This is a genomic window from Variovorax sp. V116, assembly GCF_041154435.1.
GTDB lineage: Bacteria > Pseudomonadota > Gammaproteobacteria > Burkholderiales > Burkholderiaceae_C > Variovorax > Variovorax paradoxus.
On the sequence record NZ_AP028661.1, the window covers coordinates 3,777,880 to 3,799,171 of the forward strand.

Below are 21,292 nucleotides of genomic sequence, written 5' to 3' on the forward strand. Positions count from 1 at the left end.
GCCCCGCGGCGCCCGCGCCCGGCGCCGCCATCAGCGCTTCGCGGCCGCTGAATTGAGGATACAAATGATCACCTTTTAAAGGCGATCGGCATATTCTTTGCTGGTATTTTCAAGGGGTAGTGCTGATGCAGGACGCATCACATTCTGATACCCGGAATCGCGATCGAAGAGCTTCACAGTTCAGCAAGATCGTCCATTCGGACGCGGCGCCGAATGCTCCTTATTCCTTGAACTATTTTCTACATGAGCGCTTTCTTCCAAGCGGAATGAAAATTGACGATTCTGAGCATACGCGGCAAGCCTATTGATCCGGCCATATCGCTGATCATCTTTTTCTTTTCCGCCCTGATCGTCGGCGTCATTCCGTTTCTCTACCACGACACGGCGGCCCAGAATTTTCCGGACGAAGAAACGCTATTGAGTTTCTTCGGCGCCGATTTGTGCCAGCTCACCTCCACCACGATCGAGGAAAGAAACTCCTACGCCTGCAGCGCATTCCTGCTGGAGTCGGCCGGGCTCAGCGCCAAGACGGCGCCCATTGCCGGCGCCTTTCTGAGCGTCACGCTCACCGTCATCCCCATACTCCAATTCAGCCGAATTCCCCTTGGCGTATTTTTCGTCTCGCTCGGCTGGGGATTTATCAGGGCCATTTTCCTTTCGGTGCTTTCCAAGGACATGCTGTCGGCCTGCGTGGTGCTGCTTTCGGTGATGGCGGCGCAGCACAGCGGGTTCGGGCTGACGTGGTTCCTGTCGTCGACGATCTACGGGTGGGTGGTCAGAAAGTATTGGCTGCTGGTCAGCGCCGTCTGGCTCGGGCTGCGCTTGATAAGAAAGCAGCTCACCGTATTCAGGCTCCTGGTCATCATCGTCCTGGTCTATATCGCGCTTGCGCTGACCTTCCAGATCGCACTGGGCGCCACCCTGGACTTTGCCCGCGCAACGGTCAATGAGAACCGGGAAGTCGGCGCCGAAGGATCGCGGACGGTCATCGAGGCGGTCATCGCTTCCGACAATGCGCTGCTGCAGGCGCTCAACGCCACGATCACCTTCTTCCGCCTGGCTTTTCCGCTCGAGCTTCTGCGCTTTGGCTCGGTCAGCCAATTGGCGTTCATCTCGATCATGCCTTTCACGTTCGTGTGGATGGTGAAAGTCATCGTCGAGGGCGCGAAGTCGGGCAACAGGAACCTGATCCAGGCCGGCAAGGTGGCCCTTGCGCCTTTGTCCTTCCTCATCATCGAGGGGGTGTTCGAGCCTGACTTCGGCTCGTTTGCGCGCCACTTCGCCATTGTGAGTCCGCTCGTCTTTTCGGCCATGGCACTGGCGCAGAAAACCGAGCTGGCCGAAAAAAGGCTGCTGCGGCGCAGGCAGGCCGCCGCCATTTCGAGCAACCCGCTCTTTGTCCGCCCCACTCGTCAGGATCGAATTTCGTGAAATCCCAATCCATTGCGGTGGACCAGCCACAGTACGTCGAATCCATTCAGGCAGGCCGAGGCATTGCCGCGCTGCTGGTCGTGATTCATCACGCGGCGCAGAAAGCCCATGCGCTTTCCGGCGGCGCCATTCCGCTGTTCGATTTCGGGATCATCGGGGTCGATATCTTCTTCATGATCAGCGGCTTCATCATCTACTTTGTCACGGCCAACAAGACCATGACCCACGTGGAATTCATGGAGAAGCGGATCATCCGGGTGTTTCCCCTTTATTGGGGACTGTCCTTGCTGGCGTTGGCGGTCTTCATGCTTGCGCCGAAGCTGATCAACAGCAATGCCCAGGAGCCCACCGACATTGCCGCTTCGTTCTTCCTGTGGCCCACGTCCGCCCCGTACCTGGTCAACAACGGATGGACGCTCACCTACGAAATCATTTTCTACGGCCTGTGGGCGCTGGTCGCATTGCCGACCGCCAGGCCAAGGAACGCCTATCTCGCGTGCCTGGTATTGGCCGCGGCATCGTTCATTGGATTGCTTTCCGGCCTCGACTACAAGGTCATGAATTTTTCATTGTTCCTGGAGTTCGCATTCGGCGTGGCCATTGGCGTGGCGTTCAAGAAAGGGCTGATCCGGCAGAGCGCGCCGGTGTCCATCGTCCTGATGGCCGCCGGGGCATTTCTTGCGCACCTGGCCATTTCGGAAGGCCTTGGCAGCAGCGAACTCCGGGGATTTGCGCTGGCAATTCCCTCCGCAATGATTTTCTTCGGATTGGTATCGCTCGGATCGTTCTGGGCCAGGCTGCGCGTGATCCTGGCCATCGGGGACAGCTCCTACTCGCTGTACCTGTTCCACCCGTTCATCCTGGTTGCCATCCCTCTCACGGTCAAACTGCTGGGCTTCACCTCGGTGCCTCAGATCCTCGCCATTTCCGTTGCGATCTGTATCGCGTCGATCTGGGCGTCGCACATGGTCTACCGCTTCGTGGAGTTCCCGCTCACGCAGATGATGCGGGGAATGATCAAGTCCGCGAAATCCTTCAGCGCGGCCAGGGCGAGGTGACGGCGCCGCGCGCGACGCGACGAGGGTTCAGCAGCCGAGCAGATCGGCCAGTTGCCTGATGTCGCGCGCGTGCAGGTTGTTGTCCGGATTCGGCGAAACGTCCTTCGGCTGGGCGCGGCCGAATTCGTGGGGCCGCTCGATGTAGGCGGTCTTGAGGCCGCAGGTGCGCGCCGCCGCCAGGTCGTCGTGGTGCGCCGCGGCGAGCATCACCTGCCCCGGCGTCGCATCGAACACGCCCGCCACGCCAAGGTAGGTGCGTGGGTCGGGCTTGTAGGCCTTGAACACCTCGGCCGACAGCACGCAGTCCCAGGGCAGGCCGGCGCGCTTGGCCATTTCGGTCAAAAGGCCAATGTTGCCGTTGGAGAGCGTGCAGATGGTGAACTTCTTCTTGAGGCGCGTGAGCCCCTCCACCGCGTCGGGCCACGCGGGCAGGCGGTGCCAGGCGCGGCTGAGATCGCGCTTGGCGGCGCCGTCGAGCCGGTCGGCCAGGCTGAAGTCGTGCAGCACCTGTTCGAGCATGCTCAGGTGCAGCTCGTCGAGCAGCGTGAAGCCGCCCTCGCCCGCCGCGATGCGCTCCATCACGGACTTCATGGCGGGCTGGTAGCCCGCGCGCCAGGCCAGCGCAAAGGCAGCGCCGTCGACACCGGGCAATGCGCGCTCGGCCTCGGCCGCGATGCCGCTGTGCCAGTCGACCACGGTGCCGAAAACGTCGAAGGCAATGACCTTCAGGTCACTGGCGTCGAAATCCGCACGCATGATCGGCTCAGCGTGAGAGCTGGCTCGCGGCGCGTGCGAGCTGTTCGATGCGCGCCCAGTCGCCGTTGCGGATGGCGTCCGCCGGCACGATCCACGAGCCGCCCACGCAGGCCACGTTCGAGAGCGCCAGGAACTCGGCCGCGTTGTCGGCATGGATGCCGCCGGTCGGGCAGAAGCTCACGTCGCCGAACGGGCCCTGCCACGCCTTCAGCATGGGAATGCCGCCCGCCTGCAGCGCGGGAAAGAACTTGAGCTCGGTGTAGCCGTCTTCCTGCGCCGTCATGATCTCGCTGCCGGTGGCCACGCCGGGCAGAAGCGGCAGGCCGAGGTCGTGGCAGGCCTTGCCCACTGCGCGCGTATAGCCCGGGCTCACGCCGAACTTCGCGCCGGCCAGCGCCGAGGCCTGCGCATCGGCCGCGCTGCGGATGGTGCCCGCGCCGGCCACGGCCTCGGGCACGTCCCTGGCAATGGCCTCGATGCATTCGAGCGCCTGCGGCGTGCGCAGCGTGACCTCGAGCATGCGGATGCCGCCGGCCACCAGCGCGCGCGCCAGGGGGATGGCATGTTTCACGTCGTGCAGCACGATCACCGGAATGACCGGTGCATCGCGCATGACCTCGAGTGCGGTGAGTTTGTCTGTCATTTCATTGCTCCAATGTTCACAGCCACGAGCATGCGCCTTCTTCCGCCGTCAGCGCATTGCGCCGCATGCCAGCGAACAGCTCGCGGCCCAGGCCGTGGCTGTCTGCGATGCGCTGGGCCTCGGGCAGCTTGGCGATCTCGCGTTCGGCCCATTCGTCGTCGGGCACCAGCACCGCCAGTGTGCCCGCGACGGCGTCCAGGCGCACGACGTCGCCGTCGCGCACCTTGGCGAGCGGGCCGCCCGCGGCGGCTTCCGGAGAAACGTGGATGGCCGCGGGCACCTTGCCCGAGGCGCCGCTCATGCGGCCGTCGGTGACCAGCGCCACGCGAAAGCCCTTGCCCTGCAGCACCGACAGCGGCGGCGTGAGCTTGTGCAGCTCGGGCATGCCGTTGGCCTGCGGCCCCTGCCAGCGCACCACGCAGACCACGTCGCGCTCCAGCTCGCCGGCGGTGAAGGCCTGGTGCAGCGCAGCCTGCGAATCGAAGACGCGCGCCGGCGCCTCGATCACGTGGCGGTCGTCGGGCACCGAGGACACCTTGATCACGCTGCGCCCCAGGTTGCCGTTGAGCAGCTTCAGCCCGCCGGTCGCGCTGAAGGGGTTCTCCACGGGCCGCGCGACGGCTTCGTCCTTGGAAGGCGCGGCGGAGGTCCAGGCCAGGCGCTTGTCCTGCGCAAGGGAGGGAATGTTCGCGAATTCGCGGATGCCGCCGGCACGCACCGTGAGCACGTCGGCGTGCATCAGGCCGGCGTCGAGCAGCTCGCCGATCACGAAGCCCGGGCCGCCCGCGGCCTGGAACGCGTTCACGTCGGCGCTGCCGTTGGGATAGACGCGCGTCAGCAGCGGGATCACGTCGGAGAGCCGGGAGAAATCGTCCCAGTCGATCACGATGCCGGCCGAGCGCGCCACGGCCACCCAGTGGATCAGGTGGTTGGTGGAGCCGCCGGTGGCCAGCAGCGCCACCATGGCATTGACGATGCAGCGCTCATCGACCATTTCGCCGATGGGGGGGCAACTGAATTTCGCCTCGCCCGCGCGGCCCAGCACGGTGCGCACGGCCTCGCGCGTGAGCGTCTCGCGCATGGCGTCGCCGGGCTGGATGAAGGCGGTGCCGGGCACGTGCAGGCCCATGGCCTCGAGCAGCATCTGGTTGCTGTTGGCGGTGCCGTAGAAGGTGCAGGTGCCCATGGTGTGGTAGGCCGCCATCTCGGCGTCGAGCAGGCCCTGGCGGCCGACCAGGCCTTGTGCCGCCTGCTCGCGCACCTTCGACTTTTCGTTATTCGACAGGCCCGAGGGCATGGGGCCGGCGGGCACGAACACCGTGGGCAGGTGGCCGAAGTGCAGCGCGCCGATCAAAAGGCCCGGCACGATCTTGTCGCACACGCCCAGCAGCAGCGCGCCGTCGAACATGTCGTGCGTGAGCGCGATCGCGGTGCCCATGGCGATCACGTCGCGGCTGAAAAGGCTCAGCTCCATGCCGGGCGTGCCCTGGGTCACGCCGTCGCACATGGCGGGCACGCCGCCGGCCACCTGAGCGGTGGCGCCGAGGCTGCGCGCCTCCTGCTTGATGATGTCGGGGTAGCCCTGGTACGGCGCGTGGGCCGAGAGCATGTCGTTGTAGGCGGTGACGATGCCGATGTTGGGCGCGCGCTCCGTCACCACCTTGAACTTGTCGTTGGCCGGGATGCCGGCCACGGCGTGCGCGACGTTGGCGCAGCCCATGCGGTCGGAACCCCTGTCGCGGTTGCGGATTTCCGCGAGCCGCCGGAGGTATGCGCTGCGCGGCCCCTGGCTGCGCTCGCGAATGCGATCGGTAACGTCAAGGACGGTGGGATGTGTGCTCATGGGGATGGTTTCGGTCGCGCTGCCGGCCTCTGGCCACTGTCGCTTTTGCGACCTTCGACGTGGAAGTCAATGGTACCAAGACCCCGCGGCCGAGGCCGATGGAAATCCGCACCCCGGCAATACGGATTGGCGGGCCGCAAGGGCCCGCGGCTGGCTCAGTCGACCAGCTTGACTTCGACGCGCCGCGCCTGGGCGTCGTTGCCCGAACCGGCGGTGACGGCGGGCCGCTGCAGGTCGACCTTGCCGGCCGGCACGCCCAGGCCCACCAGCACGTCACGGACTGTTTCAGCGCGTTTCTTGGCGAGCTGCTCGTTGATGGCCGCGTCGCCGGTGGTGTCATGGAAGCCCGAGACCACGGCCTTGCGGCCGCTCTCCACGCCCTTGATGACGGCGGCCAGCGCCTCGGCCGCGCCGGGCGCCAGGTCGGCGCTGCCGGTGGCGAAGTAGAAATTCACCACGCCGTCGGCCACGCGGATGCTGGCCCCGTCGGGAATGACGACCGTCACCGTCTCGGTCACCTCCGCCACCGTGGTGTGGGTGGCCGGCCCTGCGGCCGCCGCAGCCACGGCGACGGCAGGCATGGCAGCCGGCGCCGCGCCATGGTTCTTGTGCCAGAGCACGATGCCCAACACGAAGAAAATCACCAGCGCGATCAGTGCCAGGAGAAATCCGAGGATGAAGTTTTGCTGGCTGTCGTCGTCGCTCATGAGGGGTCGTACTCCGTAAGAAGAAAGAGGCCGGTAAATAATGGTGCGGTGAACCATGATCGCGAAATTGTAGGCGGCGGCCCCTCCGGCCCCGCACCCGATCCCGGACCGCCGGGCCTGGACCCGATGCCCAGGCCGCTGCGCGACCCGCAGCCCATGCTCGAACAGGCCATTGCCGACTGGGGCGGGCGCGACGACCTGTGGCTCTTCGGCTACGGCTCGCTGATCTGGCGGCCCGAGTTCGATTTTGCGGAGCGCCGCCCGGCCTCGGTGCACGGCTGGCATCGCGCGCTCAAGATGTGGAGCCGCATCAACCGCGGCAGCGTGCAGACGCCCGGCCTCGTCTTCGGCCTGCTGTCGGGCGGCAGCTGCCGCGGCATGGTGTTCCGCGTGCCGTCGGCCCACGGGCTCGACACGCTGCGCAGGCTCTGGCTGCGCGAAATGCCCACCGGCGTGTACGACCCGCGGTGGCTCAAGTGCAACACGCCCGAAGGCCCGGTGCGCGCGCTGGCCTTCACGCTCTCCAGGCGCAGCCCCAACTTCACCGGCGAGCTCAGCGACGAGCGCTACCGCCACATCTTCACGCATGCCGTGGGCCGCTACGGCAGCTCGCTCGACTACGCGCGCCAGACCCTGCTGGAGCTGCGCCGCCATTCGATCCACGATGCGGCGCTGGCGCGGCTGGTCGCGCTGGCGCACGAGCGGCAGGAGGAACAGGAGCGCCAGGCACAGGCCGCGGCGGCGGCCGATTGCGGGACGCCACAGCCTCCGGTATATGTTCCAGGGTCTCCGGACAAAAATTCTTCGTCCCCCCTTCCCCAACAATCCTCCGGACCGTCCAAGGAAAATCCATGAACCATCGCCTTCTCGCCGCCACCGGCACCGCCCTTCTCGCCAGCGCCCTGCTTTCGGCCTGCGGCAGCATGATGGGCGGCAAGCCGAGCGCGGCTGCCGAACTGATGCCCACCGCCGCGATCTCGCCCAACCCCACGCGGGGCACGGTGATCTTCACCGCGCTGGACCATGGCGTGCGCGTGGCCGGCGAGGTGCGCGGCCTGGCGCCGGGCAGCGAGCACGGTTTCCACATCCACGAAAAGGGCGACTGCGGCGACAACGGCAACGCCTCGGGCGGCCACTTCAATCCCGCCGGCGGCACGCACGGCAAGTTCAGCGCGCCGGGCAGCCATGCCGGCGAACTGCCGAGCCTGGTGGCCGACGGCAGCGGCGTGGCCCGCTTCAGCGTCGACGTCCACTCGATCTCGCTGACCGAAGGCACTGCCAACAACGTGGTGGGCCGCGCGCTCGTGGTGCACCGCGACCGCGACGACTTCACCACCCAGCCGGCCGGCAACTCCGGCCCGCGCACCGCCTGCGCGGTGATCGCGCGGCGCTAGCCCGGGAAGCGCGCGAGCCAGAGCGCCTCGGCAGCGGCCAGGGCCTCGGGCGTGTCGATGTCGGTCACGATGCCGACGTCGTCCACCACGAGCTCGGCCACCGCATCGATGGCGCGCATCGCCTTCAGGATGGAGGATGCGCCCAGCGGTCCCTGGAGCGCCGCGAGCTGCGCGCCGCAGCCGGCCGAGAAGCCCACCGGATGGCCGCGCTCGCCCCTGTATTGCGGCTGCACCGCGCGCGCCCGGCCGGCCAGCGCGCCGGCCACGGCCCGCAGCGTCTCGGGGCGCACCAGCGGCAGGTCGCCCGGAAGAATGAGCCAGCCGGCGGCATCCGGCGTGGCGCGCACCGCGGCGGCAATCGAGTCGCCCATGCCCGGGTGGCCCGCGTCTTCGAGCCGCCACGGCAGGCCGCTCGCGCGCACCGCGTCCAGCGTGCGTTCGAGCAGCGGCTTGCCCGCCAGCAGCGCCTGCAGCTTGGGGCCCGTGCCGCCGGCCGCGATGAAGCGCTCGCCGCGGCCCGAGGCCAGCACGATCACGCACGGGGAATTCGCCTTTGTCGCCATGCGCCGAGTATGTGCGCGGAATGCCCCGCGGTGCCTTGCGGCGGCGGCGCATGCGCAACAATGCCGGCATGAGTTCTTCCTCTTCCCCTCCCACCAGCGAAGCGCTGGCCGCGCTGCGCAAGAGCTACGAGCGCGCCGAACTCGGCGAAACCCACAGCGCCGACGATCCGCTCAGGCAGTTCGAGCGCTGGCTCGGCGAAGCCATCGACGCGCAGGTGCCCGAGCCCAACGCGATGACGCTGTGCACCGTGGGCGGCGACCTGCGGCCCTCGAGCCGCATCGTGCTCATCAAGGGCTATGACGCGCGCGGCATCGTCTGGTACACCAACTACGAAAGCCGCAAGGGCCGCGAGCTTTCGGGCAACCCGTACGCGGCCCTGCAGTTCCACTGGGTCGAGCTCGAACGCGTGGTGCGCATCGAGGGCCGGGTGGAAAAGGCGAGCGCGCAGGAGAGCGACGCCTACTTTGCGAGCCGCCCGCTCGATTCGCGCATCGGCGCCTGGGCCAGCCCGCAGAGCGAGGTGATCAGCGGCCGCGACGTGCTGGTCAAGAACGCGGCCGTGGCCGCCGCCAGGCACCTGCTGTCGCCGCCGCGCCCGCCGCACTGGGGCGGCTACCGCCTGGTGCCGGACCGCTGGGAATTCTGGCAGGGCCGCAAGAGCCGCCTGCACGACCGGCTGCGCTACCGGCTCGAAGGCGCCGACTGGGTGCGCGAGCGGCTGGCGCCCTGAGCCTGGTCAAGCCTCGCAGGGCGCGACCTTGAACTCGACGCGCCGGTCGAGCGCATCGCTGGCGTCGTCGGCACCCGTGCCCACGATGTTCTCGCGGAACCCCATGCCGGACTCGCGCAGCTTCTTCGACAGCGGCGGCGCCTCGCCCACCAGCCGGGTCTTCACGCTGAGCGCGCGCTGCAGCGACAGGCGCTCGTTGACCGACTCCGAGCCGGTGCGGCTCGTGTGGCCGGTGACCACCACGCAGGAATCGATCTGCGCCGCCTGGCGCGCGATCTGCCGCAGCCACATCGGATAGGCGGCGCTGATCTTCGGGTCGGCCAGGAAATCGGTCGAGCCGGGCTTGAACAGGAACTTCACGCTCAGGTTGTTGGTTTCGAGCCCGAGCCGCGCCAGGGTGCCGAAGGTCTTCTCCGCATCGGCCGTCCGGCCGAGGCTGGCCTGCGTGAGATACAGGCCGCTGTAGATGCGCAGCTGCTGGCCGTCGGGCCGGCGCGACGCGGCCTCGTAGCGGCTGAGCGCCTCGCTCATGCGGCCGGCCTCGTAGGCGGCGGTGGCTTCCTGCAGCACGGTCGACGTGGGCAGGCGCTCCAGGTAGAGCGCATCGGCAGCTTGCCCGGGCTGCGTCTCGGCGGTGCGGATGTAGCCTTCCACGCCGCGGTCCTTGCCGTTCACCGGGCTGTCGCGGAAGAAGGCCGTGGGGCGCGTGTCGAGCGTTGCATCGCTGATGCGCGCCACCGATTGCGCAATGACCATGCCGCTCTTGATCTCGGTCAGCGCCAGGTTCAGCCGGTAGCGGCCATCGGCCGAATCCTTGTCGCGCACCAGCGTGCCGTTGAGCACGTACTGCGCGCGCTCGATCTCGGCGTTGTTGAAGGGCGTGACGGTGAACTGCCTGAATTGCGACTGCATGCGCTGCACGATGCGCTGCTCGGCCACGCGCGTGACCTCGGTCTGCTGGCCGCTCGCGCCCTCGAGCAGCGGGTCGATCACGATGCGGCTCTGCTTGATCGACGACTCCACCTTGGCCAGGAAGGCCGGCAGCTTCTGCGTCTGCACGATCAGGTCGTCCACCGCCTGGTTGACGGCCTGCTCGAAAGGCATGGCATTGCCCGGCGCCGGCCGGTGCGCGCAGGCGGCGCACAGCAGCGCGGCGCACGACAGCGCGAGCGCGCGCAGGGCCGTGCGGATCGGTTGGGTGGTCTTCGTCATCAGCATTGGCTCCTCAGGATCTTCATGTCTTCGTCCGACAGCGGCTCCCCCACCGCTGCGCGCATGTTGATTTCGCTGCAGCGCCTGGAGGGCGGCGGCCTTTTCGGGGCCGGGGCCTTCTCCGCTTCCGCCGTCGGCGGCGCAGCCACGGCAACCGCCTGCGGCTTCGGCCTGGCGCTCGGCTTCGGAGCCGGGGCAGGCTTCGGCTCCACCGGGCTGGCCGCAGCCGGCGCCGGCTCGCGCGGCACGGCGGCTGAAAGGCAGGGCGTCCGGCACGGCTTCGTATCGGCGGCCGCCGGCATGGCGCCGCCGCACAGCGCGATCACCATCGCAATCGGCGCCATGGCGGAAAACGGCGAAGACCGCGGCGGGTAAATCATCAGCGGGCAAATGTAGAGCGAGAGGCGCCGCTCGCCATCTCGCCAAATGGCCACCCTGCCGAATGGCATAGGGCCCGTCAACGCTATGAGAGTCTCAAGGCAGCCACTGCACCAGCGTCATGACCAGGGTCAGCGTCGCGAGCGCGAGCACCGTCGACACCGCGACGCTGGCCGTGACCAGGTCTTCCGATGTGCGGTAGCGCTGCGAAAAGAGAAAGACGTTGGCGCCGATCGGCAGCGCCGCCGCCACCACCATCACGGTGAGCGGTATGCCGCGCACGCCCAGCAGCCAGCCGATGCCGGCCACCAGCAGCGGATGCAGCAGGTTCTTCACCAGCGCCTGCACCGTCGCTTCGCGCCAGTGCCGCCCGACGGGCGTCAGCGCGAGCGTGATGCCCACCATCACCAGCGCCACCGGACCGAAGGCCTGGCCGAGCAGCTGGATCGGCTTGTCGAGGAAATCGGGCATCGCAAGCCCGGTCTGCGCGAACAGCAGCCCCGCGATGATCGGCATCGGCACCGGGTGGATGATGGCGTTGCGCAGTGCGCGCAGCACGGTGCGCGCCATGGGGCGCTTCTCGTGCCCGTCCCGCTGCGCATGCTCCCGCGCCACCGCCAGTTCGAGCACGACCGTGGCGCTGGTCAGGAGCACCAGCGAGTGCAGCGAGATCAGCGTGAGCAGCACCACCATGCCCTGCTCGCCATAGGCCAGGCCGACCAGCACGATGCCGATCATCACCGTGTTGCTGTAGGTGTTGGCCAGCGCAATGACGGCCGCCGTGCGGTTGAAGCCGCGCAGCGCCAGCGTGCCCGCGAACAGCAGGCCCGAGGCGATGAAATACGCCGCCACGGGCTTCAGGCTCAGCTCCTGCACGTGCACCGTGCTCATCGCGCGGAAAAGCAGCGCCGGCGCAAGCAGCAGGAAGATCAGGTTGGAAAGGTCCTTGACGGCGGTTCCGCCGATCCAGCGGCGCCGGCCGGCCAGGTAGCCTGCCGCGATCAGGACGACGACCGGCAGCAGCGAAGAAATGACGAACGAATTCACCCGCCGAGGATAGCCTCTTGCCTGCAGGCAACGCCGGCGGGTTCGTTCAGAAGGTCACGCGCAGGCCGACCTTCAGCGAGCGCCCCGGCAGCGGCGCGTTGGGGTACACCGTCGTCGTCAGGATCGAGGTCGGGCTGTAGGCCAGCTTGTTCGTGATGTTGTCGATGCGCGCATACCAGGTGAGGTTGGCGCGTTGCACCTTCATGCGGTAGGCGATCGAGGCATTCCAGAGCGTGTAGGCATCGGTCTCGCGCGCGCCGACGCTCGGCACGTGGCGCTGCGCGGCGTTGTAGTCGAAGCCGAAGCGTGCGCTCCAGGGGCCGTTGCCGTAGGCCAGCGTCGCGCCCGCACGGAACGGCGCGATGCGCGGCAGCGGCTCGCCGGTGTCGAGGTTCTTGGTGCGCACCACGTCGCCGCGCCATTCGAGGTCCAGCGTCGCGGCATCGGCCAGCCGCCCGAAACCGTCGGTGCCCAGGAGGCGCAGGTTGCCGCTCGCCTCGATGCCGGTGAAGCGCGCGCGCACGCCGCTGTAGAGGTACTCGGCCAGCGTGTCGGTGGCTTCGGGGTCGGTCACCACCTGGCCTTCTTCGTCGAGCGTGCGGCCCGATGCCGTCAGGCCGATGTAGTTGCGAAAGCGCGTGACGTAGGCGTTGACGCGGGCCGTGTTGGCGCCCGACTTCCATTGCGCGCCAAGGTCGAAGCCGACCGACTTTTCCTTGTCGAGGTCCGGGTTGCCGACCTCCCAGGCCGCCGTTGCCACGTGCGGGCCGTTGGCGAGCAGTTCGTAGTCCTTCGGTGCGCGCTCGGTGTAGGCCAGGTTCGAGGTGAGCTGCCACTGCGGCGCCAGGTTGACCAGCGCGCCCACGGCCGCGCTGTGCGGATTGAAGCTGCGTTCGCCAATGGCAAAGCGCGTCACGGTCGGATCGTCGGGATAGCCGAGCGACCTGACGCGGACCTTCTCGGTGCGCGCGCCAAAGCTCAGCCGGCCCCACGACGTGCCGAGTTCCTCGTACAGGAACAGCGCATTCGAGCGCGTGCGGCTGTGCGGCGCAAAGGCTTCCGCGCCGTCCGCGGCAAAGCGGTTGCTCTCGCTGCTGAAACCGACCAGGCCCTCGAAGTTGCCGATCTTCTGGTGGCGCGCCTCGATGCGCAGGTCGTTGCTCAGGTTCGAGAAGGTGGTGCCGGCCTCGCGGCCTTCGTACTCGGTGTGGCGGTAGTTGGTGTGGCTGGCCTTGGCGTGGATGCTGCTGATGAAGCCGCCCGGGCGCCACTCGCCTTCGATGGCCTGGCGGTCGGACTTCATGCCGATGGTCACGTCGTCCTCGGCCACGGTGCCGTAGGTGCTGCGGTAGGTGCTGGCCGAGGCGCCGATCCAGCCCTGGTCGAAGAACAGCGTGCCGCCCACCGCGCCGCCATGCGCCTCGTTGGCCGAATTGCAGATCTTGCGCGCGAGCCAGGGCCGGCCGGGCTTGCTGCATTCCAGGTCGATGGGCACCGAGACATCCTTGGAGTCGCGGTTGAACGCATCGACGTGCAGCGCGAAGCGGTCGTTGCCGCCTTCGAGCACCACGCCGCCGTTCTTTTCCTTGTTGCCGGTGGAAAAGCCCAGGTCGGCACGGCCGCCGAAGCCGTTGATCGGCTCGCTCGGAATGCGGTTGTCGATCACGTTGACCACGCCGCCCACCGCGCTGCCGCCGTACTGCAGCGCCGACGGGCCGCGCAGCACCTCGACGCGCTCGGTGACCAGCGCGTCCATCGGCACCGCATGGTCGTAGCTCAGCGACGAGGCGTCGGGCGCGCCGCCGCCGTTCTGCAGGATGCGGATGCGGTCGCCGTCCAGGCCGCGGATGATCGGCCGGCTGGCATTGGGGCCGAAGTAGCTGCTGCTCACGCCGGGCAGGTTGTCGAGCGTTTGGCCGAGCGTCGATTCGGAGCGCATCAGGAGCCTGTCGCCCGAGAGCGTGGTGGTGGGTGCGATCAGTTCGCTCGCGCCCAGCGGATTGCCGGTGACGGCGATCTCCGGCAGGGCCGGCGGGGCCGCTTCGGCGGGCTGCGCCTGGAGCGCGGGTTGAGGCTGGGCCTGGGCCATGGCCGCGAAGGAGGCCAGCGAAAGAACGGCAGCGCCGATGGCGTTGCGACGGAAATTGGGAATCATGATGAACACTCGTTGAACCAAGGGGCGATCGCCAGCATCCGCAAGGCGCGGATGCAGCAACCGGAACACAGGGGGATTCAGCGAGTGGAAGGCGGGCCGCGCGCGTCGAACAGTGCAACCCAGCGGGCGATGGCCTCGCCCTGCAGGTAGGCAAAGGTGGCCGAGGGCAGCAGCACCGGCAGCACCACCATCGGCACGCCGGGTGCGCCCGCACCATGCGAGAGTTGGTCGTAGAGCCGGCATTCGGCGTCGGAGTGGTCGCCGAACAGGTCGCCGATGCCGTGGGCGTGCGCCGCATGCTCATGCGCGCCCGTCGGGTGCGCCGCCAAAGCGGCCGCGTGGACCTGCGCCAGCCCGGGCACGTGCAGCGTCCGGTGCACCAGCCCCAGCGTGCCCGCGAACCACAGCGCCACCATCAGCGCGACGGCGATCGCGCGGGTCGACAGGATCGACCGGGTCTGGATGGGGCTGGCGAGGTGCACGGGAAGCAGGGCTGCGAAAAGGATGCTCAGGCCTTGACGCGCGATGCGAAGGTCTTCTGGAACTTCTCGACCTTGGGCCCGACCACGAAGGCGCAGTAGCCCTGGTTCGGGTTGTTGAGGAAATAGTCCTGGTGGTAGGCCTCGGCCGCCGAATAGTTGGCAAGCGGCGCCACCTCGGTCACGATGGGCGCGCTGTAGGTCTTGCTTGCCTCGATCTCGCGGATGACCTCTTCGGCCACCTGCTTTTGCGCATCACTCGTGTAGTAGATGCCGCTGCGGTACTGCGTGCCCACATCGTTGCCCTGGCGGTTCAGGCTCGTGGGGTCGTGCACCACGAAGAAGATCTCGAGAATCTCGCGCAGGCTGATGGCCGCGGGGTCGAATTCCACCTTCACCACCTCCGCATGGCCGGTGCGGCCGGTGCAGACCTGCTCGTAGCTCGGGTTGACGACCTGGCCGTTGCAATAGCCCGATTCGACGTCCACCACGCCCTGCACGCGGTCGAACACCGCCTCGGTGCACCAGAAGCAGCCTCCGCCGAGCACGATGGTTTCAGTGGGCGACGATGAAGAGGACATGGCTGCTCCGGCAGGTGGGGAAAAAGCGAACCCGATATTGTCGCGGCTTGACGGGCCGGATGCTGGTCACTACATTACTAACCCGCGAGTCATTAAAATCATGCCGACCCCCCGATTCTTTGCCGACAAGATCTGCCCGGTGCGCGCCAAGCGCGAGCGCCGCAAGGAGGCGCGTCCGGGCGAACTGCTGGCGGCGGCGCTCGACCTGTTCGTCGAAAAAGGCTTTGCCGCCACCCGTGCCGAGGAAGTGGCGGCGCGCGCGGGCGTCTCCAAGGGCACCCTCTTTCTTTACTTCCCGAGCAAGGAAGAGCTCTTCAAGGCCGTGGTGGTCGAGAACCTCGGCGGCCGGTTCGCCGAGTGGAACGACGAGTTCGAGGCCTTCGAGGGCACCACGGCCGACATGCTGCGCTACTGCATGCGCGTCTGGTGGGAGCGCGTGGGCATGACCAAGGCCTCGGGCCTGACCAAGCTCATGATGAGCGAAGGCGCCAATTTTCCCGAGCTGGCCGAGTTCTACCGCAAGGAGGTGGTGCGCCCGGGCCATGCGCTGCTGCGGCGCATCCTGCAGCGCGGCATCGACCGTGGCGAATTCGCGCCGGTCGACATCGACCACGCGATCTACGCGGTGGTGGCGCCCATGATCTTCCTGATGCTGTGGAAGCATTCGGCCATGGTCTGCGTCGACGCGGACACCTCGCTCGACCCCGAAAAATACCTCGCCACGCAGGCCGAGACCGTGCTTTACGGCCTCACCCGGCAGCCCGGAGCCGCCGCATGACGCGCAAATGCATCGCCGGCCAGCCGCGCGCCCACGCCGCGCAACCTAAAATTGAAGGTTTGTCCTGAGCCCCACAAGGAAAAGCCTCCCATGAACCCCACCCCCACCCTCGAGCGCCTGCGCTTCAACATGATCGAACAGCAGATCCGGCCCTGGGACGTGCTCGATCTGGAAATCCTCGACCTGCTGGCCGCCATCCGGCGCGAAGACTACGTGCCGCCCGCCCACCGCGCGCTGGCCTTCTTCGACATGGAACTCCCGCTGGGCGACGGTTCCGTTCCCGGCCAGGTGATGCTTTCGCCCAAGGTCGAGGCGCGCATGCTGCAGGACCTGCACGTGCAAAAGCACGAGTCGGTGCTCGAGATCGGAACCGGATCGGGCTTCATGGCCGCCCTGCTCGCCCATCGCGCGGCCCAGGTGCTGTCCCTCGAGATCGATCCCGCGCTGGCCGCCCGCGCCGCCGAGACGCTGCGCCAGAACGGCGTGGCCAATGTCGAGGTGCGCAATGCCGATGGCGCGGTGCCGCTGCCGAGCGGCCCGAGCTTCGACGTGATCGTGCTCAGCGGCTCGGTGGCGCGCATTCCGCAGAACCTGCTCGGCTCGCTCAAGGTGGGCGGCCGCCTCGCCGCCATCGTGGGCGAGGAGCCGATGATGCGCGCCCACTTCGTCACCCGCAGCAGCGAAAGCAAGTGGGACACCATCCAGCCCTGGGACACGGTGGCGCCGCGGCTGCTCAATTTCCCCGAGCCCTCGCGCTTCTCGTTCTGAACGGCGGCTTCGAATGATCGACCAAGTCCGCCCCGCCGATCTTGCCGCCTGGTTTGCGCAGCATCCCGAGGCGCCGCCCGTGCTGCTCGACGTGCGCGAGCCCTGGGAGCTGCAGACGGCCAGCGTTGCGCCGCAGGGCTTCACGCTCGTGGCCATCCCGATGAACGAGATTCCGGCGCGGCTTGCCGAACTCGACGAGGGCCAGCGCATCGCGTGCCTCTGCCACCACGGTGCGCGCAGCCAGCGCGTGGCGGCCTTCCTGAGCCAGAACGGCTTTGCCGAACTCGCCAACGTGGCCGGCGGCATCGACGCCTGGTCGGCACAGCACGACCCCTCCGTGCCGCGCTACTGATTCTTTCTTCAAGGACGTTCAATGCCTTTCAGGCCCAGGCTTTTGCCTCTATCCGCAGCGCTCGCAAGTCTCTTTGCCACCCTGCTCGCACTGCCGGCCCAAGGCCAGACACTGAACGAACTCTACGAATCCGCACGCGGCTTCGACGCCACCTACCAGGGCGCGCGGGCCCAGTACGACGCGAGCGTGGCACGCGCCGCACAGGCCAAGGCCGGCATTCTTCCAGCCGTGGGGCTCACGGCGGGTGCCACGCGCAACAACCTGGACATCGACACCCTCACGGGGCCCGGCCGCGGAACGACCACGCCGCGCGACTTCACCACGCAGAACATCGGCATCAACGCCACGCAGCCGCTGTACCGGCCCGCCAACTGGGCCACCTACGAGCAGGGCAAGCGCCAGGCCGAGATCGCGCAGTCGGTGCTCACCATTGCCGAGCAGGACCTGATCGTGCGCGTGAGCCAGGCCTACTTCGACGTGCTCGCGAGCCAGGACAGTCTGACGCTGGTGCGCGCGCAGAAGGTGGCGGTGGCCGAGCAGCTCGCGTCGGCCAAGCGCAACTTCGAGGTCGGCACCTCCACCATCACCGACACGCGCGAGGCCCAGGCCCGCTATGACCTCGTCATTGCGCAGGAAATCGCCGCCGAGAACGACCTGCAGGTCAAGAAGGTGGTGCTCGACCAGCTGGTCGGCCGCCCGGGCAGCGTGCCGGTGCCGCTGGCGCAGCCGGTGGTGCTGCCGACCGCCACGCCGGCCAACATCGAAGCCTGGGTGGCCCAGGCCGAAGAGGCGCACCCGGCCATTCGCCAGGCGCAGCTCGGACTCGACGTGGCCGGCCTCGAAATCCGCAAGGCCGAAGCCGGCCACAAGCCCACGCTCGATGCCAACCTGGGCTACAACGTCACGCGCAATCCGCAGGGCACCAGCACCAGCACCGTGGGCACGCGCATCGATGCCGCCTCGGTCGGCGTGGTGTTCAACCTGCCGCTCTTCGCGGGCTTTGCCACCGAGAACCGCATCAAGGAAACGCTCGCGCTCGAGGAGCAGTCGCGCAGCGTGCTCGAAGGCACCCGCCGCAGCGTCGCGCAGGCCACGCGCGCGGCCTACCTCGGGCTGGTGTCCGGCGCGGGCCAGGTCAAGGCGCTCGAAGCGGCCGAGGCGTCGAGCCAGAGCGCACTCGACGCCAACCGGCTCGGCTACCAGGTGGGCGTGCGCATCAACATCGACGTGCTCAATTCGCAGAGCCAGCTCTACCAGACCAAGCGCGATCTCGCGCAGGCGCGCTACAACGTGCTGCTGGGCAACCTGAAGCTGCGCCAGGCCAACGGCACGCTGACGGTCGACGACATGAACGCGATCAACGCGACGCTGGCAAAGAACGGCAGCACGGCGGCAACGCCTGCGCCCGGCGAACGGCCGCAGGCCGCGCCTTCGGTGCCCGTGACACCGCCGCCCATTCCCGTGGTGCCGCCGGTGCCGGTGCAGCCGTTCAACCCGCCGGCACCGACGATGCCTTCGGCACCGCCGCCGCCGGTCATCCTGAACCCGCCGGTGCGCTGAGGAATCAACCCGCAGCTACTCGAGCGTGGGTTCCGCCCGCGCATCCTCGAGCGGCGCGGCTTCGGTCGGCACCGGATCGGCGGCCTGCGCAATGGCCAGCACCGCCGCTGCCGTGCGTTCGGCCGCGCCGCGGTTCGATGACGAGAAAGCCAGCGCGGCCTCGGCCATGGCGGCGCGCCGCTCGGGGTTCTCGACCAGCTTGAGCGCCGCGGTGACCGCCTGCTCCATGTTCTCGACGCGCAGCGAGGCACCGGCCGCCAGCGAAAGCTGCGCCGCTTCGGCAAAGTTGAAGGTCGAGGGCCCCATGACCACCGGGCAGCCGCAGGCGGCCGGCTCGATGAGGTTCTGCCCGCCCAGCGGTTCGAAGCTCCCGCCGAGCAGCGCGACGTCGGCCAGGCCGTAGTACAGCGCCATTTCGCCGAGCGAATCGCCCAGCCAGATCTCGGCATCGGACGGCTCGCCCGCGGCGCTGCGGCGCGCCACGGCAAAGCCCTCGGCCTCGATCAGCGCGGCCACTTCGTCGAAGCGCTGCGGATGGCGCGGCACGATCATCCACTGCACGTCGTGCACGCGCTTGGCAATGGAGCGGATGGCGCCCTGCTCTGGCGGCACAGGCGCCGTGGCGCCGAAGCGCCTGAGCACGTCGAGCAGCATGCGCTCCTCGCCGTCGCGCGAACTCGCGAGCACCACCATGGGCTTGGGCAGCCGCTCGCGCAGCGTCGCGGCCGCGGCCAGCTGGCGCGCGTCGGGCGAGGCGTCGAACTTGAGGTTGCCGTAGATGCCGGCCACCTTGGCGCCCAGCGACACCAGCCGGTGCGCGTCGGCCTCGGTCTGGGCCCACACGGCGGCCAGCGCCGAGTACGCGGGCCGCGCGAGCCAGCCGAGGCGTTCGGCCGCGGCCAGCGATTTCTCGTTGAGCCGCGCATTGGCCAGCACCAGCGGAATGCGGCGCTCGGCGCAGGCGGCGGCCATCTCGGGCCAGACCTCGGTTTCCATCAGCACGCCGATGCGCGGCTGGAAGCGGTCGAGAAAGCGCTGCACCGCGCCCGGCATGTCCCAGGGCTGCCAGACCTGCGTGTCGCCGGGTTCGAGCAGCTTGGCGCCCTCTTCGCGGCCGGTGGCGGTGCCGTGCGTGAGCAGGATCGGTATGCCCGGGTACTGCCTGCGCAGCTCCGCGATCAGGATGGCGGCCGCGCGCGTTTCGCCGAGCGAGACCGCATGCACCCAGCACTGGCCCTCGCCGGTGGTTGCATCGTCGTAGTGGCCGAAGCGCTCCTCCACGGCCACGCCGTAGCCGGGCTCGGCCTCGGCCCTGCGCCGCAGCTTGCGGCGAACCAGTGGTTGCACGGCGGTGGTGAAGGCGCCGTAGAGGCGCAGCAGCAGCGAACGCACGGTGCTCAGTGCGACGCTTCGGCCAGCGTCGCATCGGCCTTCACGGTCTTGAGGAGCGCGAGCATCTCGGCCTCGATGCGCTTGAGAGCCGCATCGGTCTGGCCTTCGAAGCGCAGCACCAGCACCGGCGTGGTGTTGGATGCGCGGATGAGCCCGAAGCCGTCGGGCCAGTCGACGCGCAGGCCGTCGATGGTCGAGACCACCGCGGGGGCCGCGAAGCTCGCGCGCGCGACGAGCTTGTCGACCACCGCATGCGGTTCGCCTTCGGCGCACTTCACGTTGAGCTCGGGTGTCGAGAAGCTCGTGGGCAGCGCGTTGAGCGTGTCGCTCGCATTGGGCGTCTTGCTCAGGATCTCGAGCAGGCGGCAGCCCGCATAGGTGCCGTCGTCGAAGCCGAACCAGCGCTCCTTGAAGAAGATGTGGCCGCTCATCTCGCCGCCCAGCGGCGAATCGATTTCCTTCATCCTGGCCTTGATCAGCGAATGGCCGGTCTTGAAGATCATCGGCTTGCCGCCCGCGGCCTCGATGGCCGGCGCCAGGCGCTGCGAGCACTTCACGTCGTACACGATGGTGCCGCCCGGCACGCGCGAGAGCACGTCCTGCGCAAAGAGCTGCATCTGGCGGTCGGGGAAGATGTTCTGGCCATCCTTGGTGACGATGCCCAGCCGGTCGCCGTCGCCGTCGAAGGCCAGGCCCAGTTCGGCGTCGCCCGAGGCCAGCGCGGCCATCAGGTCCTTGAGGTTCTCGGGCTTGCTCGGATCGGGGTGGTGGTTGGGAAAGTTGCCGTCGACCTCGCTGAACAGCTCGGTCACTTCGCAGCCGATGGCGCGGAAGATGGCCGGTGCCGAGGCGCCCGCAATGCCGTTGCCGGAATCGACCACGATCTTCAGCGGGCGGGCCAGCTGGATGTCGCCGACGATGCGCTTCGTGTAGGCGTCGGTCACGTCGACCTTGCGCACGCTGCCGCCGGGGGCGAGCCTGGCGCTGCCTTCTTCCATCACCTTGCGCAGGCCCTGGATCTCGTCGCCGTAGATGGCGCGTCCGGCCAGCACCATCTTGAAGCCGTTGTAGTCCTTGGGGTTGTGGCTGCCCGTGACCTGGATGCCGCTCGTGCACAGCGTGTGGGCCGCAAAGTAGAGCATCGGCGTGGTCACCGCGCCCACGTCGATCACCTCGATGCCGGTGGCCACCAGGCCGCTGATCAGTGCCTTGGCGAGCGCGGGCCCCGAGAGGCGGCCGTCGCGGCCCACGGCCACGGTCTTTTCACCGGCGGCGCGGGCGGCGCTGCCGAAGGCCCGGCCGAGCGCTTCCGCGACCTCGGCATCGAGCGTGACGGGCACCACGCCTCGGATGTCGTAGGCCTTGAAAATCGACGCACTGAGTTGCATGAAGAGGCATTCCCTGTAGGTTCTGGAGAACGGGCCATTGTAGGCAAGCGCCTGGGGGCCCACATGTCCGAAAACG

Annotated in this window: 22 protein-coding genes; 10 read left to right on the forward strand and 12 right to left on the reverse strand. The window is 68.2% G+C overall.

Annotation, left to right across the window (positions count from 1 at the left end):
- Window positions 1-273 precede the first annotated feature (273 nt).
- Window positions 274-1,431, forward strand: coding sequence for a hypothetical protein (locus ACAM58_RS17995; RefSeq protein ID WP_278874708.1), 1,158 nt, complete (start codon window positions 274-276; stop codon window positions 1,429-1,431).
- Window positions 1,428-2,489: an acyltransferase family protein gene (locus ACAM58_RS18000; protein WP_369663181.1), complete on the forward strand. Its 1,062-nt coding sequence runs from the start codon at window positions 1,428-1,430 to the stop codon at window positions 2,487-2,489. Before ACAM58_RS17995 ends, ACAM58_RS18000 begins: the two co-directional genes overlap by 4 nt.
- 27 nt (window positions 2,490-2,516) lie before the next feature.
- On the opposite strand, the gene ACAM58_RS18005 is transcribed toward ACAM58_RS18000, so the two are convergent.
- From ACAM58_RS18005 to ACAM58_RS18020, 4 genes are all read right to left on the reverse strand, one after another.
- Window positions 2,517-3,245, reverse strand: coding sequence for a haloacid dehalogenase type II (locus ACAM58_RS18005; protein ID WP_062366195.1), 729 nt, complete (start codon window positions 3,243-3,245; stop codon window positions 2,517-2,519).
- A 7-nt stretch (window positions 3,246-3,252) separates the two neighbouring features.
- The gene (gene eda / locus ACAM58_RS18010) at window positions 3,253-3,888 is read right to left on the reverse strand and encodes a bifunctional 4-hydroxy-2-oxoglutarate aldolase/2-dehydro-3-deoxy-phosphogluconate aldolase (protein ID WP_278876712.1); all 636 of its coding nucleotides are present in this window, start codon (window positions 3,886-3,888) and stop codon (window positions 3,253-3,255) included.
- A gap of 16 nt (window positions 3,889-3,904) precedes the next feature.
- On the reverse strand, window positions 3,905-5,731 hold the full coding sequence (edd, locus tag ACAM58_RS18015; protein ID WP_278876714.1) for a phosphogluconate dehydratase: 1,827 nt from the start codon (window positions 5,729-5,731) through the stop codon (window positions 3,905-3,907).
- A 155-nt stretch (window positions 5,732-5,886) separates the two neighbouring features.
- Window positions 5,887-6,438 (reverse strand): OmpA family protein, encoded by a 552-nt coding sequence (locus tag ACAM58_RS18020; RefSeq protein ID WP_369663182.1) that lies wholly within the window; start codon window positions 6,436-6,438, stop codon window positions 5,887-5,889.
- A gap of 48 nt (window positions 6,439-6,486) precedes the next feature.
- On the opposite strand from ACAM58_RS18020, the gene ACAM58_RS18025 reads away from it, so the two are divergent.
- Together ACAM58_RS18025 and ACAM58_RS18030 are read left to right on the forward strand one after the other, a co-directional pair.
- Complete coding sequence (locus ACAM58_RS18025; protein ID WP_369663183.1) at window positions 6,487-7,293, forward strand: gamma-glutamylcyclotransferase; 807 nt, start codon at window positions 6,487-6,489, stop codon at window positions 7,291-7,293.
- Complete coding sequence (locus ACAM58_RS18030) at window positions 7,290-7,832, forward strand: superoxide dismutase family protein (protein ID WP_369663184.1); 543 nt, start codon at window positions 7,290-7,292, stop codon at window positions 7,830-7,832. The genes ACAM58_RS18025 and ACAM58_RS18030 overlap by 4 nt, the downstream gene beginning before the upstream one ends.
- On the opposite strand, the gene ACAM58_RS18035 is transcribed toward ACAM58_RS18030, so the two are convergent.
- The gene (locus ACAM58_RS18035) at window positions 7,829-8,395 is read right to left on the reverse strand and encodes an NTP transferase domain-containing protein (protein WP_369663185.1); all 567 of its coding nucleotides are present in this window, start codon (window positions 8,393-8,395) and stop codon (window positions 7,829-7,831) included. The two genes, ACAM58_RS18030 and ACAM58_RS18035, sit on opposite strands and share 4 nt — an antisense overlap.
- Window positions 8,396-8,445: 50 nt before the next feature.
- Here ACAM58_RS18035 and pdxH point away from each other — a divergent pair, with 50 nt between their 5' ends.
- Window positions 8,446-9,126 (forward strand): pyridoxamine 5'-phosphate oxidase, encoded by a 681-nt coding sequence (gene pdxH, locus ACAM58_RS18040; RefSeq protein WP_015866491.1) that lies wholly within the window; start codon window positions 8,446-8,448, stop codon window positions 9,124-9,126.
- A 6-nt stretch (window positions 9,127-9,132) separates the two neighbouring features.
- Here pdxH and ACAM58_RS18045 read toward each other — a convergent pair whose 3' ends face one another.
- A complete protein-coding gene (locus ACAM58_RS18045; RefSeq protein ID WP_015866492.1) occupies window positions 9,133-10,338 on the reverse strand; it encodes an OmpA family protein in 1,206 nt (401 codons plus the stop codon).
- A 24-nt stretch (window positions 10,339-10,362) separates the two neighbouring features.
- Between ACAM58_RS18045 and ACAM58_RS18050 the strand changes: the two genes are divergently transcribed.
- On the forward strand, window positions 10,363-10,713 hold the full coding sequence (locus tag ACAM58_RS18050) for a hypothetical protein (RefSeq protein ID WP_369663186.1): 351 nt from the start codon (window positions 10,363-10,365) through the stop codon (window positions 10,711-10,713).
- A gap of 99 nt (window positions 10,714-10,812) precedes the next feature.
- Here the strand turns inward: ACAM58_RS18050 and ACAM58_RS18055 are convergent, their stop codons facing one another.
- The 4 genes from ACAM58_RS18055 to msrA all read right to left on the reverse strand — a co-directional run bounded on the left by ACAM58_RS18055 (window position 10,813) and on the right by msrA (window position 14,978).
- Window positions 10,813-11,763: an AEC family transporter gene (locus tag ACAM58_RS18055; RefSeq protein ID WP_018905503.1), complete on the reverse strand. Its 951-nt coding sequence runs from the start codon at window positions 11,761-11,763 to the stop codon at window positions 10,813-10,815.
- Between the two features lie 46 nt (window positions 11,764-11,809).
- Entirely contained in the window at window positions 11,810-13,918 is a 2,109-nt protein-coding gene (locus ACAM58_RS18060; RefSeq protein ID WP_369663187.1) for a TonB-dependent receptor, read from the reverse strand.
- Between the two features lie 77 nt (window positions 13,919-13,995).
- Window positions 13,996-14,400 (reverse strand): hypothetical protein, encoded by a 405-nt coding sequence (locus tag ACAM58_RS18065; protein ID WP_369663188.1) that lies wholly within the window; start codon window positions 14,398-14,400, stop codon window positions 13,996-13,998.
- 26 nt (window positions 14,401-14,426) lie between these two features.
- On the reverse strand, window positions 14,427-14,978 hold the full coding sequence (msrA, locus tag ACAM58_RS18070; protein WP_027730074.1) for a peptide-methionine (S)-S-oxide reductase MsrA: 552 nt from the start codon (window positions 14,976-14,978) through the stop codon (window positions 14,427-14,429).
- A gap of 100 nt (window positions 14,979-15,078) precedes the next feature.
- Here msrA and ACAM58_RS18075 point away from each other — a divergent pair, with 100 nt between their 5' ends.
- The 4 genes from ACAM58_RS18075 to ACAM58_RS18090 all read left to right on the forward strand — a co-directional run bounded on the left by ACAM58_RS18075 (window position 15,079) and on the right by ACAM58_RS18090 (window position 18,436).
- Window positions 15,079-15,756, forward strand: coding sequence for a TetR/AcrR family transcriptional regulator (locus ACAM58_RS18075; RefSeq protein ID WP_015866498.1), 678 nt, complete (start codon window positions 15,079-15,081; stop codon window positions 15,754-15,756).
- Between the two features lie 90 nt (window positions 15,757-15,846).
- On the forward strand, window positions 15,847-16,524 hold the full coding sequence (locus ACAM58_RS18080) for a protein-L-isoaspartate O-methyltransferase (protein WP_021008384.1): 678 nt from the start codon (window positions 15,847-15,849) through the stop codon (window positions 16,522-16,524).
- A 13-nt stretch (window positions 16,525-16,537) separates the two neighbouring features.
- Window positions 16,538-16,876 (forward strand): rhodanese-like domain-containing protein, encoded by a 339-nt coding sequence (locus ACAM58_RS18085; protein ID WP_015866500.1) that lies wholly within the window; start codon window positions 16,538-16,540, stop codon window positions 16,874-16,876.
- Between the two features lie 21 nt (window positions 16,877-16,897).
- Window positions 16,898-18,436, forward strand: a complete 1,539-nt coding sequence (locus tag ACAM58_RS18090; RefSeq protein ID WP_369663189.1) for a TolC family outer membrane protein — start codon at window positions 16,898-16,900, stop codon at window positions 18,434-18,436.
- Window positions 18,437-18,451: 15 nt separating this feature from the next.
- Here ACAM58_RS18090 and ACAM58_RS18095 read toward each other — a convergent pair whose 3' ends face one another.
- Both ACAM58_RS18095 and ACAM58_RS18100 read right to left on the reverse strand, forming a co-directional pair.
- On the reverse strand, window positions 18,452-19,828 hold the full coding sequence (locus ACAM58_RS18095; protein ID WP_278876723.1) for a 3-deoxy-D-manno-octulosonic acid transferase: 1,377 nt from the start codon (window positions 19,826-19,828) through the stop codon (window positions 18,452-18,454).
- 5 nt (window positions 19,829-19,833) lie between these two features.
- Window positions 19,834-21,216: a phosphomannomutase/phosphoglucomutase gene (locus tag ACAM58_RS18100; protein ID WP_369663190.1), complete on the reverse strand. Its 1,383-nt coding sequence runs from the start codon at window positions 21,214-21,216 to the stop codon at window positions 19,834-19,836.
- Window positions 21,217-21,292 lie beyond the last annotated feature (76 nt).